The 16754-nt window shown below is 63.5% G+C and carries 16 protein-coding genes; 11 read left to right on the top strand and 5 right to left on the bottom strand.

The features are described from left to right. Positions 1–69: 69 nt before the first annotated feature. The 5 genes from LMTR3_RS31390 to LMTR3_RS31410 form a co-directional block, all read right to left on the bottom strand. Complete coding sequence (locus LMTR3_RS31390; protein WP_065748823.1) at positions 70–1212, bottom strand: mechanosensitive ion channel family protein; 1143 nt, start codon at positions 1210–1212, stop codon at positions 70–72. A 164-nt stretch (positions 1213–1376) separates the two neighbouring features. Further along, positions 1377–2168 (bottom strand): shikimate dehydrogenase family protein, encoded by a 792-nt coding sequence (locus LMTR3_RS31395; protein ID WP_065748824.1) that lies wholly within the window; start codon positions 2166–2168, stop codon positions 1377–1379. Between the two features lie 5 nt (positions 2169–2173). Beyond that, positions 2174–3001, bottom strand: a complete 828-nt coding sequence (locus LMTR3_RS31400; protein WP_141686889.1) for a carbohydrate ABC transporter permease — start codon at positions 2999–3001, stop codon at positions 2174–2176. 8 nt (positions 3002–3009) lie between these two features. Then, positions 3010–3909, bottom strand: a complete 900-nt coding sequence (locus LMTR3_RS31405) for a carbohydrate ABC transporter permease (protein WP_065748826.1) — start codon at positions 3907–3909, stop codon at positions 3010–3012. Further along, positions 3906–5270 carry an ABC transporter substrate-binding protein gene (locus LMTR3_RS31410; protein WP_065748827.1) on the bottom strand — a complete coding sequence of 455 codons (1365 nt, stop codon included), beginning with the start codon at positions 5268–5270 and terminating at the stop codon, positions 3906–3908. Before LMTR3_RS31410 ends, LMTR3_RS31405 begins: the two co-directional genes overlap by 4 nt. Positions 5271–5423: 153 nt before the next feature. On the opposite strand from LMTR3_RS31410, the gene LMTR3_RS31415 reads away from it, so the two are divergent. The 11 genes from LMTR3_RS31415 (at position 5424) to LMTR3_RS31465 (ending at position 16750) form a co-directional block, all read left to right on the top strand. Next, positions 5424–6182 (top strand): FadR/GntR family transcriptional regulator, encoded by a 759-nt coding sequence (locus LMTR3_RS31415; protein ID WP_065748828.1) that lies wholly within the window; start codon positions 5424–5426, stop codon positions 6180–6182. 75 nt (positions 6183–6257) lie between these two features. Continuing rightward, complete coding sequence (locus LMTR3_RS31420) at positions 6258–7331, top strand: LLM class flavin-dependent oxidoreductase (RefSeq protein ID WP_065748829.1); 1074 nt, start codon at positions 6258–6260, stop codon at positions 7329–7331. 84 nt (positions 7332–7415) lie between these two features. Next, a complete protein-coding gene (locus LMTR3_RS31425; RefSeq protein WP_065748830.1) occupies positions 7416–8393 on the top strand; it encodes an NADPH:quinone oxidoreductase family protein in 978 nt (325 codons plus the stop codon). A 29-nt stretch (positions 8394–8422) separates the two neighbouring features. Further along, on the top strand, positions 8423–9004 hold the full coding sequence (locus LMTR3_RS31430) for a DUF2889 domain-containing protein (RefSeq protein WP_065748831.1): 582 nt from the start codon (positions 8423–8425) through the stop codon (positions 9002–9004). Positions 9005–9291: 287 nt separating this feature from the next. Then, complete coding sequence (locus LMTR3_RS31435; RefSeq protein WP_065748832.1) at positions 9292–9600, top strand: helix-turn-helix domain-containing protein; 309 nt, start codon at positions 9292–9294, stop codon at positions 9598–9600. Then, positions 9600–11615, top strand: a complete 2016-nt coding sequence (hyfB, locus tag LMTR3_RS31440) for a hydrogenase 4 subunit B (RefSeq protein WP_065748833.1) — start codon at positions 9600–9602, stop codon at positions 11613–11615. Before LMTR3_RS31435 ends, hyfB begins: the two co-directional genes overlap by 1 nt. Then, on the top strand, positions 11606–12562 hold the full coding sequence (locus LMTR3_RS31445; protein WP_065748834.1) for a respiratory chain complex I subunit 1 family protein: 957 nt from the start codon (positions 11606–11608) through the stop codon (positions 12560–12562). The genes hyfB and LMTR3_RS31445 overlap by 10 nt, the downstream gene beginning before the upstream one ends. Positions 12563–12567: 5 nt before the next feature. Next, a complete protein-coding gene (locus tag LMTR3_RS31450) occupies positions 12568–13230 on the top strand; it encodes a hydrogenase-4 component E (protein WP_065748999.1) in 663 nt (220 codons plus the stop codon). Then, positions 13227–14678 carry a hydrogenase 4 subunit F gene (locus LMTR3_RS31455; protein ID WP_065748835.1) on the top strand — a complete coding sequence of 484 codons (1452 nt, stop codon included), beginning with the start codon at positions 13227–13229 and terminating at the stop codon, positions 14676–14678. The genes LMTR3_RS31450 and LMTR3_RS31455 overlap by 4 nt, the downstream gene beginning before the upstream one ends. A 14-nt stretch (positions 14679–14692) precedes the next feature. Beyond that, entirely contained in the window at positions 14693–16204 is a 1512-nt protein-coding gene (locus tag LMTR3_RS31460) for a hydrogenase large subunit (protein ID WP_065748836.1), read from the top strand. A gap of 12 nt (positions 16205–16216) precedes the next feature. Further along, positions 16217–16750 (top strand): NADH-quinone oxidoreductase subunit B family protein, encoded by a 534-nt coding sequence (locus LMTR3_RS31465; protein WP_065748837.1) that lies wholly within the window; start codon positions 16217–16219, stop codon positions 16748–16750. The last annotated feature ends 4 nt before the right edge of the window (positions 16751–16754 follow it).

A 16754-nucleotide genomic window follows, 5' to 3' on the forward strand; every position in this document is an offset into this window, starting at 1 on the left:
GGCCGATTCCGGTCCTCTTCGGCAGTTTCGGCGAGGACATCGGAGCCGGGAATTCGTCCTGTGCAGGAGCTAGCTGTGGGCCCTCGCCGGCACCGGACGGAACCGCTCATCGCCGTGCTCGAAAGTGTCGCTGAAGTCGGCGAGCCGGGGCGATATCATGGCACGTTCGCGCGGGAAGGCTTCCGGCATCTCCTCGCGAATGTAGGTGAGCAGCTTTTCCCTGATCTCGCAGCGGAGATCCCAGGATTGCGGCGCGGAGCTGGCGCTGACCAGCGCCCGAAGCTCGATCGACCGCAGGCTGGCCTCGATCACCTGGAGATTGACCACGGCGCCATCCCACAATTTGGACTCGCGCACGGCCTGTTCGAGCCGCTGCCTAATCCGCGAGACATCGGTGCAATAATCGACATGAAGGGTGATGGCCCCGATCAGCGACTGGGTGTCGCGGGTCCAGTTCTGGAAGGGGCGCTCGATGAAGTAGGACAGCGGCACCACCATCCTGCGCCAGTCCCACAACCGGACCACGACATAGGTCGAGGCGATGTCCTCGATCCACCCCCATTCGTTCTCGATGATGACGGCGTCCTCGATCCGGATCGGTTGCGTGATCGCGATCTGAACGCCGGCGATGAGGTTGCTGAGCAAAGGCCTTGCGGCAAGGCCGACGATCAGGCCGGCCGCGCCGGCGGAGGCGAACAGGCTGACGCCGTATTGCTTGACGGACTCGAAGGTCATCAGGGCCGTGGAAACGGCAATGATGATGATCAAGATATCGATCACGCGCTTGAAGACACGCACCTGGGTGACGTGCTTGCGGGCGAGAAAATTCTCGTCGGTATCGAGGCGGAAGCGCTGAAGATAGCGCGCGGCCCCAATGTCCACGGCACGAACCGAGATCCATCCGATCAGCGCGATCACGGCAACGATGAAGAAGTGCCTGAGCTGTTCACGCAGCACGTCGTTCAAGGGCGCCAGCGGCAGCACCAGCGCCACGGCGACGAGACAAAGCGCCAGCCGCGCCGGGCCAGAAACCCTTTGCAGAAGCAACCTCACGGCCGGCCAGCGCATCCCCAGCGCGCGCTTGATGATTCTTGCGGCAATACCGTACACGAACAGCGCCACGGCAATGGCGCCGACGACGAGGCCAAGCCCGACCAGCCATTGTGGCACCCAATCAAACGCCTGTTCGACCTTTGACAGAAGATCTTCCATGCCGGATTCCCCACTGCGTAAGCGTCATTCGGTCGCTAACGCACTGATCCGTGCATTGGTCCCGCATCTGACGCAGCGCAGTAGTTCATCTTGCGCATCGCGGAGGTCGATTGGCGAAATGGGGAACTTTGGCGTGATGGCACGCGGTTGCGATGCGCGATGGTTCAGGATTCGCCGCGCCAGAATGCGGTCTGCAGGGGCAACTGGTGTTTGATCATCGCGACACCATCAACCACCTTCAGGCCGCGCGCGGCGCAGGCTTGCATGAACTCGGTCCGGCGGGCGGCAATGATATCGAATACGGCGCAATCATCCGGCAGCCTCGCGGGATTCATCGGCAGGGCGTCCGTCTCGCGAAGCCCGAGCGAGGTGGCGTTGACGAGCAGGCCGGCGTCGTCGAATTTTTCGTCGAGGCTGATCTCGACATGAGCGAAGCGGCTGCGGAGTTTTTGGGCGAGGATTTCGACCGGCCCTGGCGTTTCGTTCAGGATTTGTAGCCGCCTCACGCCTGCGGCAGCCAGCGCATGACAGATCGCGCGGCCGGCGCCCCCCGCCCCGACCACGACGCAGCGGCGGTCGGGATCGAATATCCCCTCCTCGCGCGCCGCATTCAGGAAACCGCCGCCATCGAAAGATTCGCCGACCAGCCGTCCGCCGGCCTCGATCCGGATCGTGTTGACGACGCCTTCGAACTCCGCCGCCGGCCCGACCGCATCGCACAGCTCGAACGCCGCCGGCTTGTGCGGCATTGTGAGATTGAAGCCGGCGACGCTCGGCGATTTCGCGAGCGTGCGGATTGTCTCGGAGAGACGTTCCGGCGCGATGTCGAGCGGCACCATGTGCCAATCCAGCCCATTGCCCTGGAAGTAAGGCGTGTAGTGGCGGGGCGCGCCGACATGGCCGGCCGGATGGGCAAAGATGAATACAAATCGTGAAGCACCGGTCGGAAGCCGCATCGCTCTCACCCTTTCACGGCGCCTGCCGTCAGCCCGCTCACCAGATAGCGGCGCACGGCGAGCGAGAAAATCAGGACCGGCGCCATCACCAGCGAGCCGCCCGCGGCGATCTTGCCCCACTCCCATCCCTCGTAGTTCATGAAGTTGACCACGGCGACCGGCGCCGTGCGTGCGTTGGTCCGCGTCAGGATCAGCGCAAAGAAGAAGTCGTTCCAGGCGTAGAGGAAGCACAGAATCGCGGTGGCGGCGATGCCGGGCGCGACCATCGGCAGCACGATCTGGAGAAAGACGACCCGTGTCGACGCACCGTCGACCAGCGCCGCCTCTTCCAGCGACGACGGCACGGTTTCAAAAAACGGCTGCATCATCCAGATCACCAGCGGCAGGTTGAAGCTGGTGTAGACCAGCACCAGCCCGGTAACGGTGTCGAGCAGCCCGATCCAGCGATAGAACAGGAAGAACGGAATCGTGAATGCGATCGGCGGCGCCATTCGCGTCACCAGGATGGCGAAGCTCAGCGCGTGCTTTCCCCGCCCCGCCCATCGCGACAACGCGTAGGCCGCGGGCACCCCGAGAACGAGCGCCAGCGCCGTGGAGAATGACGCACTCATGAGGCTGTTGACAAAGGAGGCCGCGAACGCGCCTTGCCAGAGCGACGCATAATTTTGCAGCGTCGGCGTGAAGATCAAGGGCGGCGGAAACTGCAGGATCAGGTCATTGGACTTGAAGCTCATCTGCAAGAGCCAGAGGAACGGCAACAGCAGTACGATCAGCGTCACGCCGATCGCAACGAGCCTACGCGGGCTGGCCGAACGGCGGACCGGGCCAGTCATGCCTCCACTCATGCCATGGCCTCGCGGCGGCGGCCCATCCACACCACACCGAGGCTGACCGCGACGACGAGCAGCAGCATCACGATCGTGACCGAACTGGAATAGCCGATTTCGTTGAAGTCGAATGCGAGCAGATAGGCATAATAGTTGGTCACCTCGGTGACGCTGCCCGGCCCGCCGCCGGTCAAAAGGAACACCAGCGGGAATGCCTTGACGCTGTCGATCAGGCGAAACATGCCCGATATGACCAGGATCGGCGTGATGAAGGGCAGCGTGATGTAGAAGAATATCTGCAGCCGGTTGGCGCCGTCGACCAGGGCGGCTTCGGAAAACTCATCCGGAATGGTCTGCAGCGCAGCCAATACCATCAGGAAGGTGAAGGGCATCCATTCCCAGGTGTCAGCGATGATGATGGCGGTCAGCGCAAAATCGACGCTCGAAGTCAGCGACGGCATGGTCACGTTAAGCAGGCTTGCGGCGTAATAGAGCGGGCTGATGTCGGGCGTGTAGATCAGCTTCCAGATGATCGCCACGACAATCGGCGGCAGCACCATCGGAATCAGGAACAGGGTGCGCGCGAACTCCACGACGCGCGACTGCGTGTGCAGCAATAGCGCCAGCAGCATGCCGAGCAGGACCTGCAACAGCACGCCCCAGAACGACAGCTTGGCTTGCACCCATAGCGAATTGACAAAGCGCGGATCGCCGGGGAGCAGGAGATAGTTCCGCAAGGGCGAAGAGAAATCGGTCGACGATCCCGGATTGACCAGTTGGAACGGCGTCAGGCTGGTCACCACAAGATAGATCGCAGGCAAGCCTGCGATCACGAACAACGCGATCAGGCTCGGCGCCAGGGCCAGCCGATTGAAGCGGCGGCGCTCGGCGTCGACCAGTCCTTCTCCGCTCAAAGCGCGGTCCCGGCGCGGCGGAGATTGGCCACCGCCTGCTCCTGCGCTGCGTTCATCGCAGCCGGGGCTGCGAGCTGCCCCGTCGCCACCTGTTCGAACGCCTTGTTGAGGACATCGCCAACGATCGGGAACTCCTTCACTGTGCGATAGGCCATGTAGTTCTCGCCCTTGGCCGGCAGCCCCAGCACTTCGAGATAGAGCGCGCCGAGGTCCTGGCCGTTGACCGTGTTCAGCCTGCGGTATTCCTCACTCTCGATCACGGATCTGCGGCAGACCGAGGAATGGCCGTGCTCCTTGACCAGCCGCATCGAGATTTCGGGGCTGAGCGCCCATTTGATGAATTCCCACGCCGCTTTCTTGTTCTTGGCGTTCTTGGGAATGCCGAGGCCCTGGCTGTTGGCGGCCGGGTAGTCGTGCACAGGCCCGGCGGGCATCCTGACGACGCGGGAGGTGTCTTTCACCTTGCTGTCGTTCGAGAGCAGGATCGGTGTAATCCAGGCGCTGGAATGAATAAAGATGTTGGAGCGGCCGGTCATGTGGGATTGCCGCGCCTGATCCTCGGTGTAGGTGAGCACGCCCTTCGGCGCGTAGTTCTTCAGAAGGTTCGCGTAATACTCAACGGCCTTGATCGCCTCCGGCGAGTTGAGCGTCGGCATGATGTCGGCAGGCGGTTTGCGGAAGATGTTGCCGCCAAAGCCCTGGATATAGGGCGGCAGGCACCAGTGATGGAGCTGGAAGCTGACGATGCCGTTGACGTTGTCGGTGCCGTTGATCTCGGCGCAGACCTGCTGCAATTCGGCAAAGGTCCTGGGAATCTTGAGGCCCTTCTTCTCCATCAGATCCATGCGCGACAGGCCCATCACCATGGCCCCGCCTTCCCAGGAATAGCCGTAGGTGGCGCCCTTGGCGTCGCGGTACGGTACCTGCGCGCCCTCGACGAAATCCTTCGGATTCCATTCCGCCGGCGTCAGGTTGGGATCGCCGGTGAACTCGTCGAGATTGGCGAGTAGCCCTGCCGCCACCCAGCGCGCGGCAAGGATGAAGGTGACGTTGACGAAATCGAAAGCCGAGCCGCCCGACGACAATTCGAGGTTAGCCTGCTGGTTGTAGACCGGAAACGCCGAGAGTTGCAGATCAACCTTCATGCCGGTCTGCGCCTCGAACTCCGGAATGTAGTTCTGCAGCAGCGTGAAAAAGCGGTGCTGAAAGGACGCGCCGCGCAGCGTGACGCCGGTAAACGGTTTTGTTTGTGCAATGGCCGGCAACGGAAATGCGGCGGCGCCGAGGGTGGCGGCGCCGGCCTGAAGCAGCGTTCTTCGGCTGAAGTCCACGGATTTGTGGCTCGAATTCTTCTTGGTCATGGCACCCTCCCTGACGGTCTTTTGGACAATATGACCGACATAAAATGTGCTGTCAAAAGGACGCTTTTCTCGCGTACACTATTTTTACGGTATCAATTGACATCGCATCGCAATAAAGCAGACAATATTATTTCAAGGCTTGAGGGTCCACGATTGCCCAGGGACGTCGAACTCCGTCAGTCCAACACCCACGTCGCGCGCGAAATCGCAAAACTCATCGTCTCCGGCACGTGGCAGGAGGGAAGCACGCTGCCGCGCGAGATCGAGCTCGCGTCGCAATTCAGCGTCAGCCGCACCTCGATTCGGGAATCGCTGTCCATCCTCAAGGCAAAGGGCTTGATTGCGGCGCGGCAGAAGGCCGGCACCCATGTCCGCGAGCGGATCAACTGGAACATGCTGGATGCAGAGCTTCTGGAATGGACATGGGAGCTGCGTCCGATGGAAGAGTTCGCCCGCCAGCTCACACAGGTACGCCGGATCGTCGAACCTGAGGCTTGCGCGATCTGCGCCGAGCGCGGCTCGGACGCCGACCTCGCCCGGATCGAGCGGGCCTACCGGGAGATGGATGCCGCCGGAATGGACAGCCGGGCCTATTCCGAGCCCGACCTGCGCTTCCATCGCAGCATCCTGAGGGCGACAGGCAACGACTTTCTGGTCGCCTTCGGCGCCACGGTGGAAGCGGCGCTGCGCATGTCGTTCGAGCTCTCGACGCTGAACCCCGGCGCGCCGCGCAAGAGCCTGCCCTATCACCGCGCCATCCTCGACGAGATCTGGGCGCGCAATCCCGACGGCGCGCGGCGCGCGATGCATCGCCTGATGGACCTGACCGAGCGCAACATTACCTCGGCGCTGTCACGCCGGCATGGCGAAGCGCTGGCGACAGCGGGCGCGGAGCGCGAAGGCGACGCCTAAACACAAGTCGCTAAGCGCTTGCATTCGCACGACGATGCGCGTTTCATTCGGTCAAACCAAAAACCGGGGAACGCCATGCCCGCAAGAATCATCGGAATGATCGGCACCCAGCAGGAGGGCGTCGCGGTTCACCTGATCAAGGGACAGATATCGCGGCAATGGGTGGTCGATTTCACCCGGCTGCATGAGCAGTGGAACTATGATTCCGTCCTTGTCGGCTATTACGCCTCCGCCGCCGAAGGTTTTGCGATTGCACTCTATGCCGCCGATCACACCGAGCGGATCAGGTTCCTGATCGCGCACCGGCCGGGTTCGGTGGCGCCGGCGCTGGCCGCGCGGCAGGTCGCAACCTTCGACCAGCTCACGCAGGGCCGGATGGCGCTGCATATCATCGCCGGCACCAGCGACGCGGATCAGGCGAGCGAAGGCGACTTCCTGCCCAAGAACGACCGCTATCGCCGCGCCGGCGAATATCTGGAGGTGATGCAAAAACTCTGGACCAGCGACAGCCCGATCGACCACAAGGGCGAATTCTACCGCGTCGAGGGCGGCTTTTCCGATATCAAGCCCTACCAGCAGCCCTTCCCTCCGCTGTTTTTCGGCGGCTCGTCGGAGGGCGCGCTGGAGATGGGCGCCAAACATTGCGACGTGTTCGCGATCTTCGGCGAGCCGCTCAAGGAGACGCGGGAACGGGTTCAGGATTTCCGGCGGCGCGCAGCCGCCTTTGGGCGCAGCGTCGGCTTCAACATGTCGCTGCGGCCGATCATGGCGGACAGCGAAGGCGCGGCGTGGGACAAGGCGAACGCGCTGCTGGCGGATGTCGAGCGCAAGACCGGTGCCGCGCCCCAGCCGACCAATCATTCCGCCGAACGCCTGCTCGGCTACGCCGCGCGCGGCGACGTCCATGACGAGCGGCTATGGATGGGGATTGCGCGTGCCACCGGTGCGCCGGGCAATACGTCATGCCTGGTCGGAACACCCGAGCAGATCGCGGCAGCAGTGCTGGAATATTACCGGCTCGGCATTCATTCCTTCCTGCTGCGCGGTTTCGAGAATCCGCACGACACGATGGCGATCGGCCGCGACTTGATTCCACTCATCAAGCAAGGCGCGCTGGCGATCGACCGGCAGGCCGAAGCAGCCGAATAGAGTTCACCTCACGTATCCGCAGACACCTCAAGACACCGGCGCAAGGTCCTGGGACATGAAGAGAAAACGCATGAGAGAATTTGCATGAAGGCGGTCGTTGTCGAGAACTACAATTCGATCGACGGTATTTCGATCAAGGAGATCGATACGCCCGGCCTCGCCGCGGGCGAAGTCCGCGTCAGGGTCGGCGCGGCGGCAGTCGGCTTCGTCGATGGTTTGAAGGTGCAGGGCCTTTATCAGACGAAGGACCCGCTGCCGTTCGTGCCGGGAACGGAGTTTGCCGGAACGGTCGATGCCGTCGCCGACAATATCGGCGCGTTCAAGCCGGGCATGCCGGTGATCGGCATGGCCCGGTCCGGCGCCCTGGCCGAATATATCTCGGTACCGTCTGCGGCGCTCCAGCACCTGCCGCCGCAAGTTCCGTTCGAGGCCGGCGCATCGTTTCAAGCCAACTATCTGACCGGGCTTTACGCGCTGGATGCCCGCGCATCGCTGCGCGAAGGCGAGATATTGCTGGTGCTGGGCGCGGCCGGCGGCGTCGGCATCGCAGCCGTCCAGATCGGCAGACTGATGGGCGCGCGGGTGATCGCCGCGGCCTCGACGCCGGAAAAGCGCGACTTCGCGGTTCGTCACGGCGCCGATCAGACCATCGACTACACCCAGGCGGATTGGCGGGAGACGCTGAAGGAACTGACCGGCGGGCATGGACCGGATGTCATTTTTGATCCCGTCGGCGGTGAAGTCTCGCTGCAGGCGTTTCGCTCGATCGCCTGGCGCGGGCGGCACCTCGTCGTCGGATTCGCCTCCGGCACCATTCCAGCGCTGGCGTTCAACCTGCCGCTGCTCAAGGGCGGCGCGCTGCTCGGCGTCGACCTCGCCCAGATCCAGAAGCGCGAGCCGGAAACTCACGCCCGCCTGATGGCGCAATTATTCGACTGGCTGGCATCGGGGAAATTGCAGCCCGTGGTCGGCAAGATCGTGCCGTTCGAGAATTTCCGCGAGGCGTTCAAGACCATGCAGTCGCGGTCGGCGCTCGGCAAGATGATCGTGAAATTCGGCTGAAGCGACGCGTCGAAGCAGGATACAGACTGATGTCTCTGGAAAACAGCAAGCCATCGCGTCGCCTGATGCATACGCGATCGGTCGAATGCGAAGGCTTTCTGCGGAACGACGGGCTCTGGGAAGTCGAGGCGTGGCTGCGGGATACAAAACCTTTCACCCAGCGTGCCGATCGTTTCCGCAACGAACTGAAGCCGGGCGATCCCGTTCATGATATCGGTCTGCGGCTTGCGATCGACGACGGCATGACCATTCGCGAGGCGGAGGCGATGATGCGCGCCACGCCCTATCCGACCTGTGTCGAGGTCGAGCCGATATTGCAGCGCCTGGTCGGCGAGCGGATCGGCCCGGGCTGGCGCGAGACGGTGCGGCGCAGGATCGGCCGGATCGAGACCTGCACCCATCTCGCCGAATTGCTCGGCCCCGCCGTGACCACGCTGTACCAGACCATGTCCTATGGCAGAAATCCCGAAGGCCGCGATACGCTGGAGAACCAGCAGAACTCCGGCCAGCGTCCGTTCTTCATCGGCGGCTGCCATTCCTGGCGCACCGACGGCCCCGTCGTCGCGGCGATGTTTCCGAAGTTCGCGACCAAGCCGGCGGCGCAGGATTGAAGGCGCGTAATTGGTCTCCGCGTCACGGACGCGGCGAGCGTGAAACGCTGCTCTGCAGAGCCGGGACCTAGCGTCAGAGCAGCAGATGGACCCCAGATCAGCAGCGCACCACGCCGCATTCGCCGCGCGCTGCGCAGCATCCGGGGAACGCGCGGCCCGCGTCCCTCAAAGAACGCACCCCTCAGAATAGATATCTGAGATATCACTTATTGACATCTGAACATCAATACTTAGGATGGAGAAATGACGTCCATAATTGGCCCGAGCCTTGCCGGCGAGGCAGACTGATGATCACTGCGGCTCAATTGCGGGCTGCCAGGGTGCTTCTCGGCATCGATCAGCGTCGGCTCGCGGCACTATCGGGGCTTTCGGTGCCGACCATCCAGCGCATGGAAGCAAGTGAGACCATGGTCCGGGGCAATGTCGATTCGCTGGTGAAGCTGATCACCGCGCTCGAGGGCGCCGGCATAGAATTGATCGATGCCGGGGCGAGCAGCGCCGACGGCGGGCGCGGCGTGCGGCTGAAGGCCGGTTACGGATCTTCCAACGCGCGACCGGAAAACAAGGCATCGAGCGGAGCGAGGGCGCGCAAATAATGTCGGCCGTCGCCCTGCAAATGGTCTGTGTCGCCGGGTTGCTTGGGCTGGCCGTGATGGCCATCGCGCTGAGCCGCTCGCAGACCGCCACGGCCGTCATCTACGGCGCGACACTGGCGTTATCCGCGATTGCGCTGACCGGCGCGTTGCGCAGTCTGCTCGGCGGCAGCACGGATGCCACCACCCTCACTTTACCGGTGGGCTTGCCGTGGCTTGGGGCGCATTTCCGTCTCGACGCATTGGCGTCGTTCTTTCTCATCGTCGTCAATCTGGGCGGGGCATCGGCAAGTCTCTATGGCCTCGGTTACGGCCACCATGATCCCGCGCCGCATCGCGTACTGCCGTTCTTTCCCGCCTTTCTGGCCGGCATGAATCTCGTGGTGCTGGCCGACGACGCATTTTCCTATCTGCTGTGCTGGGAATTCATGTCGCTGGCGTCCTGGGCGCTGGTGATGGCGCACCATCGCGAACCGGGCAACGCGAAAGCCGGCTACGTCTATCTCGTGATGGCGAGTTTCGGCACGCTCGCCTTGCTGCTGGCGTTCGGCCTGCTGGCAGGGCCTGCCGGAGACTATGGATTTACGGCCATACGCGCCGCGCAGCACGCGCCATACTCAGCGACGCTGGTGCTGATCCTGATGCTGCTCGGCGCCGGTTCGAAGGCCGGCCTGGTGCCGCTGCATGTCTGGCTGCCGCTCGCCCATCCCGCGGCCCCCAGCCATGTTTCGGCGTTGATGAGCGGCGTCATGACCAAGGTCGCGATCTACGGCTTCATTCGCGTCATGTTCGATCTGCTGGGACAGCCGACATGGCCGGCCAGCGCGGTCGTGCTGTTCCTCGGCAGCATCACCGCCGTCATGGGCATTCTTTACGCCATGATGGAAAAGGATCTGAAGCGCCTCCTGGCCTACAGCACCATCGAAAATATCGGCATCGTCTTCGTCAGCCTCGGCCTTGCGATGGCGTTTCAGGCCAATGGCATGAAGCTCGCCGCCGCGCTCGCCTTCACGGCTGCCCTGCTTCACGTGCTCAACCACTCCTTCTTCAAGAGCCTGCTGTTCTTCGGAGCCGGCGCCGTTCTGACTGCGACGGGCGAGCGCGACATGGATAAACTGGGCGGCCTCATTCACCGCATGCCGTTCACGAGCTTCGCCGTTCTCGTCGGCTGCGTTGCGATCTCGGCGCTTCCGCCGTTCAACGGCTTCGTCTCGGAATGGCTGATCTTCCAGGCGGTGTTGCAAAGCCCGGAGCTGACGCAATGGGCGCTGAAGATCATGGTGCCGGCGGTCGGCGCGATGCTCGCGCTGGCGGCGGCGCTGGCAGCGGCCTGTTTCGTCAAGGCTTATGGCGTGACCTTTCTCGGGCGCGCCCGTGGCCCGGCGGCAAAGACCGCTGGTGAGGTTGATCGGTTCTCGCTCACGGCCATGTTCATCCTCGCCGCGCTTTGTCTATTGGCCGGGATCCTGCCGGGACTCGCAATCGACGCCCTTGCACCCGTCGCCACCCAGATTGTCGGCAGCCGCATGCCGGCGCAGGCCAGCCAACCCTGGCTTTCGATCGTGCCGATTGCGGAGAGCCGCAGCTCATACAACGGATTGCTGGTGATGGTGTTCATCGCGGCAACCGCGTCGTTGGCGGTCTATTTCATTCACCGCTTCGCCTCGCGCGCGCTGCGACGCGGGCCGGCCTGGGGATGCGGTTTCTCCGACGCGACACCCGCCGCGCAATATTCAGGCGTCAGCTTTGCGCAACCGATCCGCCGGGTGTTCGGCACGCTGGTCTTCCACGCCCGCGATCACGTCACCATGCCGCCGCCGGGAGATATCAGGCCAGCGCGGCTCAGGATCGAATTGCACGACCTGGTCTGGAGCGGAATGTATGCGCCGATTGCAGATGCCGTCGGCTTCTTGTCCACGCGGCTCAACCACCTGCAGTTCCTGACCATCCGGCGATATCTCAGCCTGGTCTTTGCCACCCTCGTCACATTGCTGCTGGTGCTCGCGATATGGTCGTGATCTCCGACACCATCGTGCAGGGTGTGCAGATGCTGCTCGTGCTGCTGCTCGCGCCGCTGTTGACCGGCTATGTGCGCAAGATCAAGGCCCGGCTGGTGCGCCGCCAGGGCCCTTCCGTCTTTCAGCCGTACCGCGACCTGCTGCGGCTGATGCGCAAGGAGGTGGTGCTGGCCGACAACGCGTCATGGCTGTTCCGCGTCACGCCCTACATCACCTTCGCTGCGATCTGGGTGGCCGCTGCGCTGGTGCCGACCTTCGCGACCGGACTGCTGTTCAACTGGACGGCCGATCTGATCGCCATCGTCGCGCTATTGGGAAGCGCACGCTTCTTCCTGGCACTCGCCGGAATGGACGTCGGCACCAGTTTTGGCGGCATCGGCTCCAGCCGCGAAGTCATGATCGCCGCGCTTGCCGAGCCCGCGATGCTGCTGATCGTGTTCTGCCTGGCGCTCGTCGCAGGCTCGACCCAGCTTTCGACGGTCGCGCATTTCCTGGCGTCGTCCTATGTGGGCTTGCGGGTGTCGCTCGGCATGGCCCTGGTCGCATTGTTCATGGTGGCGATCGCGGAGAACGCGCGCATCCCGGTCGACAACCCGGCGACGCACCTCGAACTCACCATGGTGCACGAGGCGATGATCCTGGAATATTCGGGGCGCCATCTGGCGATGATCGAGCTCGGCGCGTTCCTCAAACTGCTGCTCTATGTCTCGCTGATCGCCTGCGTGTTCTTCCCCTGGCAGATCGCGCTGTACGGCAGCGGAGCGCTGTCCTACACGATCGGCGCCGGCGCCTACATCGTCAAGCTCGCGCTGGCCGGCTTCCTGCTCGCGCTGTTCGAGACCGCGACCGCAAAGATGCGGGTGTTTCGTGTTCCGCAGTTCCTCGGCGCGGCGCTCATGCTGGGCTTGCTCGGCACCCTGCTCCTGTTCGTCTCGAGGAGTTTCTGATGCAGATGCAGAGCCTCGCCTTCGACGTTTCGCACACGCTGGCCGGCGGACTGGTGCTGATCAGCCTGATGATGCTGTATCAGGACCGTCTCTATTCGCTGCTCAACGTTTTCGCGCTCCACGCGTTGGTGCTGTCGCTCTCGGTCGCCTGGCAGGCCTTCATCCAGGACGCGCCCCATCTCTACGTCACCGCGTTCATCGCCTTGGTGTTCAAGGCAATCATCATTCCGGTGGCGCTGCACCGCATCGTCAAGCAGCTCGGAATTCACCGCGACATCGAATCCGCCGTCGGAATCGGCCCGACCATGCTGGCCGGGATGGGCCTGGTCGCGCTTTCGCTGGTTCTGATGCTGCGGGTGACGAGCGACGCCGACCCGCTGGCGCGCGAGGATCTCGCCTTTGCCCTGTCGGTGGTGCTGCTCGGGCTGCTGGTCATGGTGACGCGTCGCAACGCGGTCAGCCAGGTTGTCGGCTTCATGTCGCTCGAGAACGGACTGGTGCTGGCGGCGACCGGGGCCAAGGGAATGCCGCTGGTGGTCGAGATCAGCGTCGCCTTCTCGATCCTGATCGCGTTCATCGTGATCGGCATCTTCCTGTTCCGAATCCGTGAGCGCTTCGATTCGGTGGATGTCTCCGCGCTCGACGACTTCCGGGGCGAACGCCGATGACCTTGCCTTTCTTCGACCCGGTCACAGCGGTTCTGCTGATACCGATCTCTTCGGCGGCGCTGCTGGCTGCCCTGCCCGGCTACCGGTTGACGGCGCGGCTGAACGTCCTGGCCAGCCTCGCGACATTCCTGTCTGCGCTCTGCCTGTTCGTGATGGAACGTTCTCCCCCCGGACCGTACGTGCTGATCGACGACCTGAACATCGTCTTCATCGTGCTCAACACCTTCGTCGGATTCACCACCAGCATCTTCAGCGCGAGCTATATCGCGCATGAACTCGAAACCGGACGGCTGACGCCGACGTACCTGCGTTTCTACCACGCCATGTATCAGACCATGATGTTCGGCATGAATCTGGCGTTCGTTTCGAACAATATCGGCCTGATGTGGGTGGCGGTCGAACTCGCGACGCTCACGACGGTGCTGATGGTCGGCATCTACCGTACCCATGCGGCGCTCGAAGCCGCCTGGAAGTATTTCATCCTCGGCAGCGTCGGAATTGCGCTCGCCTTGTTCGGCACCATCCTGGTCTATATGGCGGCGCGCCCGGTGATGGGCGAAGGTCAGGACGGCATGGTCTGGACGCTGCTGGTCGAGCGCGCCGCGAACTTCGACGCGGCCCTGCTCAACGTCGCGTTCGTGTTCCTGTTTCTCGGCTACGGCACCAAGGTCGGCCTCGCGCCGCTGCATGCCTGGCTGCCCGATGCGCATGCCGAGGGGCCGACGCCGATATCGGCCGTGTTGTCGGGCCTGCTCCTGAACGTCGCGCTCTACGCGCTGCTGCGCTTCAAGATTCTGCTCGCGGCCAACCCGGCCTCGATCGCCCCTGGTCCGCTGATGGTGACGATGGGCCTGGTCTCGCTGATCTTCGCGGCGTTCATGCTGTACCGGCGGCGCGATATCAAACGCCTGTTCGCCTACTCCTCGATCGAACACATGGGCATCATCGTGTTTGCGTTCGGCATGGGCGGCCCGCTGGCCAATTTCGCCGGGCTTCTGCACATGGTGATGCATAGCCTGACCAAGTCGGCGATCTTCTATGCCGTCGGACACATTTCGCAAATCAAGGGCACGCAGCGGATATCGCGGATCCGCGGCTTGACCGTGACTCATCCAGCGCTCGGCTGGGGACTGGTGGTAGGCGTCGTCGCAATCGCCGGACTGCCGCCGCTCGGCATATTCATGAGTGAATTCCTGGTCGTGAGTTCGACCTTTGCAAGGCAGCCATTGCTTGCGATCGTGCTGGTGTTCGGGCTGCTATTGGCCTTCGGCGCCCTGACGTTGCGCCTGACCAGCGTCGCCTTCGGCGAGCCACGCGGCAGCACGGCGCCTGCCGACGCATCCTACATTCCGATGTTCGCGCATCTCGCACTGGTATTGGGCGCAGGGATTTATCTTCCTTCCCCGCTGGTGGTCTGGTTCCAGCACGTGGCCCAACTCCTTGGATAGAGGACAGGACTGACATGCCATCGCTGATCGATCTGACGCTGGAAGGCCGCAAGGTCGAGCAACACGCCCCGTGGCCGCGCGTCGTGGTCGATGCTTCGGTCTGGACGTTTGCGGCGAGCGAACTGGCACATGGACGCTGGAGCCTGCTCGGCCTGTGGGGCGAACCCGCAACGGTTCACATGGCAATCATGGATGGTCAAACCGCCGGCATCGCGGTCATCAGTCTGGATTGCCCCAATCGTCGCTTTCCTTCCGTAGGCCGGCATCACCCGCCGGCCCTGCGGTTGGAGCGCACCATCCACGATCTGTTCGGATTGTCCGCCGAGGACTCATCCGATGTACGGCCCTGGCTCGATCACAATCGCTGGGGCGTGCGCTTCCCGTTGGGCGATCGTCTCGACGCGCTGCCGAAGGCGGCGCCCTATCGCTTTCTCGCCGCGGAGGGCGACGGCCTGCACCAGATTCCGGTCGGCCCGGTGCATGCCGGTATCATCGAGCCCGGACATTTCCGCTTTACTGCCAGCGGCGAGACCGTGGTCCGGCTGGAGCAGCGGCTGGGATATGTCCACAAGGGCATCGACGGCCTGATGACCGGCGCAAGCCTCGAACGCGGCGTTCGGCTCGCCGGCCGCGCCTCGGGCGACAGCACCGTCGCCTATGCCTACGCCTTTTCCCGCGCCGCCGAAGCCGCACTTGATCTCAGGGCGCCGGAGCGCGCCGTGTTCCTGCGGGCGCTGCTCGCAGAACTCGAGCGGCTCGCCAACCATCTCGGTGACATCGGCGCGATCTGCAACGACGCTTCCTTTGCGCTGATGCACGCGCACTGCGGCGTGTTGCGCGAGAGCGTACTGCGCGCAGCCGGCGCGGCCTTCGGCCATCGCCTGATGCGCGACGTCATCGTGCCCGGCGGCGTGGCCCGCGACATCGGCCATGACGGGGTGGAAGCCATCCAGGCTGCGCTGGACAATATCCGCCTGCGCTTTCCCGCGCTGGTCGAGCTCTATGACAACACCGCTTCGCTGCAGGATCGCACCGTCGATACCGGCACGTTGAAAGCTTCGCTGGCGAGCCAATATGCCGCCGGCGGCTATGTCGGCCGCGCCTCGGGCCGGTCGTTCGATGCGCGCCGCGCGCTGGCCTATCCGCCGTACGACAGTCTGCGCTTCGACGTTCCCGTCCTGAACGAAGGTGACGTCAACGCCCGTGTCTGGATCAGGGTCCGCGAAGTCGAGCAAAGCCTCGCACTGATCGACCAGATACTGAGCCGGCTTCCCCAGGGGTCGATACGCAAGGAAGTCCCGCTTGGAGGAGAGGTGCGCGAAGGCATGGCGATCGTCGAGGGATTCCGCGGCGACATCCTGGTCTGGCTGCGCCTGCGCAACGGCCTGATCGAGCGATGCCACATGCGCGACCCCTCATGGTTTCAATGGCCGCTGCTGGAAGCCGTGATCGAGAACAACATCGTCGCGGACTTTCCGCTCTGTAACAAGTCGTTCAACTGCTCCTATTCGGGCCACGATCTCTAAGGACACCACGCGATGCGCAAGCTGCTCTTTCAAAGTGTGCTTAGCCGGCCACTCACGGAGCCGGCGCCATCGCCCGATGACGCCGCCGTGGCGGAGCTTGCAACCGAGCTCGGGCAGGCCGCGCGACGGCGGCTCGGCCGGAGCCTTTCGATACGCGAAGTCGATGCCGGATCCTGCAACGGATGCGAGTTGGAGATTCACGCGCTCAACAATGCCTATTACGACGTCGAGCGGTTCGGCCTGCGGTTCGTCGCCTCGCCGCGCCATGCCGACGTCCTGATGGTGACGGGACCCGTGACGAAGAACATGCGCGAGGCGCTGGAGCGCACCTATCACGCGACGCCGAACCCGAAATGGGTCGTCGCGGTCGGAGATTGCGCGCGGGACGGAGGATGTTTTGCCGGCAGCTATGCGGTCGTCGGCGGCGTCTCCGAAGTCGTCCCGGTCGACCTGCACATTCCGGGCTGCCCGCCCACTCCCGTAGCCATGCTGCGCGGTCTTCTTGCACTGCTGGAACAGGCGGACGCGAACGCCGTGACGTCGTGAGAAA

This window comes from Bradyrhizobium sp. LMTR 3 (genome assembly GCF_001693485.1).
Classification (GTDB): domain Bacteria; phylum Pseudomonadota; class Alphaproteobacteria; order Rhizobiales; family Xanthobacteraceae; genus Bradyrhizobium.

What these genes read in the sequence shown, in the direction of transcription:
- hyfB (WP_065748833.1), top strand. Translation starts at nt 9,600, where the DNA reads ATGTCGGCCGTCGCCCTGCAAATGGTCTGTGTCGCCGGGTTGCTTGGG.
- LMTR3_RS31460 (WP_065748836.1), top strand. Translation starts at nt 14,693, where the DNA reads ATGCCATCGCTGATCGATCTGACGCTGGAAGGCCGCAAGGTCGAGCAA.
- LMTR3_RS31465 (WP_065748837.1), top strand. Translation starts at nt 16,217, where the DNA reads ATGCGCAAGCTGCTCTTTCAAAGTGTGCTTAGCCGGCCACTCACGGAG.
- LMTR3_RS31455 (WP_065748835.1), top strand. Translation starts at nt 13,227, where the DNA reads ATGACCTTGCCTTTCTTCGACCCGGTCACAGCGGTTCTGCTGATACCG.
- LMTR3_RS31395 (WP_065748824.1), bottom strand. Translation starts at nt 2,168, where the DNA reads ATGCGGCTTCCGACCGGTGCTTCACGATTTGTATTCATCTTTGCCCAT.
- LMTR3_RS31430 (WP_065748831.1), top strand. Translation starts at nt 8,423, where the DNA reads ATGTCTCTGGAAAACAGCAAGCCATCGCGTCGCCTGATGCATACGCGA.
- LMTR3_RS31435 (WP_065748832.1), top strand. Translation starts at nt 9,292, where the DNA reads ATGATCACTGCGGCTCAATTGCGGGCTGCCAGGGTGCTTCTCGGCATC.
- LMTR3_RS31445 (WP_065748834.1), top strand. Translation starts at nt 11,606, where the DNA reads ATGGTCGTGATCTCCGACACCATCGTGCAGGGTGTGCAGATGCTGCTC.
- LMTR3_RS31420 (WP_065748829.1), top strand. Translation starts at nt 6,258, where the DNA reads ATGCCCGCAAGAATCATCGGAATGATCGGCACCCAGCAGGAGGGCGTC.
- LMTR3_RS31410 (WP_065748827.1), bottom strand. Translation starts at nt 5,270, where the DNA reads ATGACCAAGAAGAATTCGAGCCACAAATCCGTGGACTTCAGCCGAAGA.
- LMTR3_RS31450 (WP_065748999.1), top strand. Translation starts at nt 12,568, where the DNA reads ATGCAGAGCCTCGCCTTCGACGTTTCGCACACGCTGGCCGGCGGACTG.
- LMTR3_RS31400 (WP_141686889.1), bottom strand. Translation starts at nt 3,001, where the DNA reads ATGACTGGCCCGGTCCGCCGTTCGGCCAGCCCGCGTAGGCTCGTTGCG.
- LMTR3_RS31425 (WP_065748830.1), top strand. Translation starts at nt 7,416, where the DNA reads ATGAAGGCGGTCGTTGTCGAGAACTACAATTCGATCGACGGTATTTCG.
- LMTR3_RS31390 (WP_065748823.1), bottom strand. Translation starts at nt 1,212, where the DNA reads ATGGAAGATCTTCTGTCAAAGGTCGAACAGGCGTTTGATTGGGTGCCA.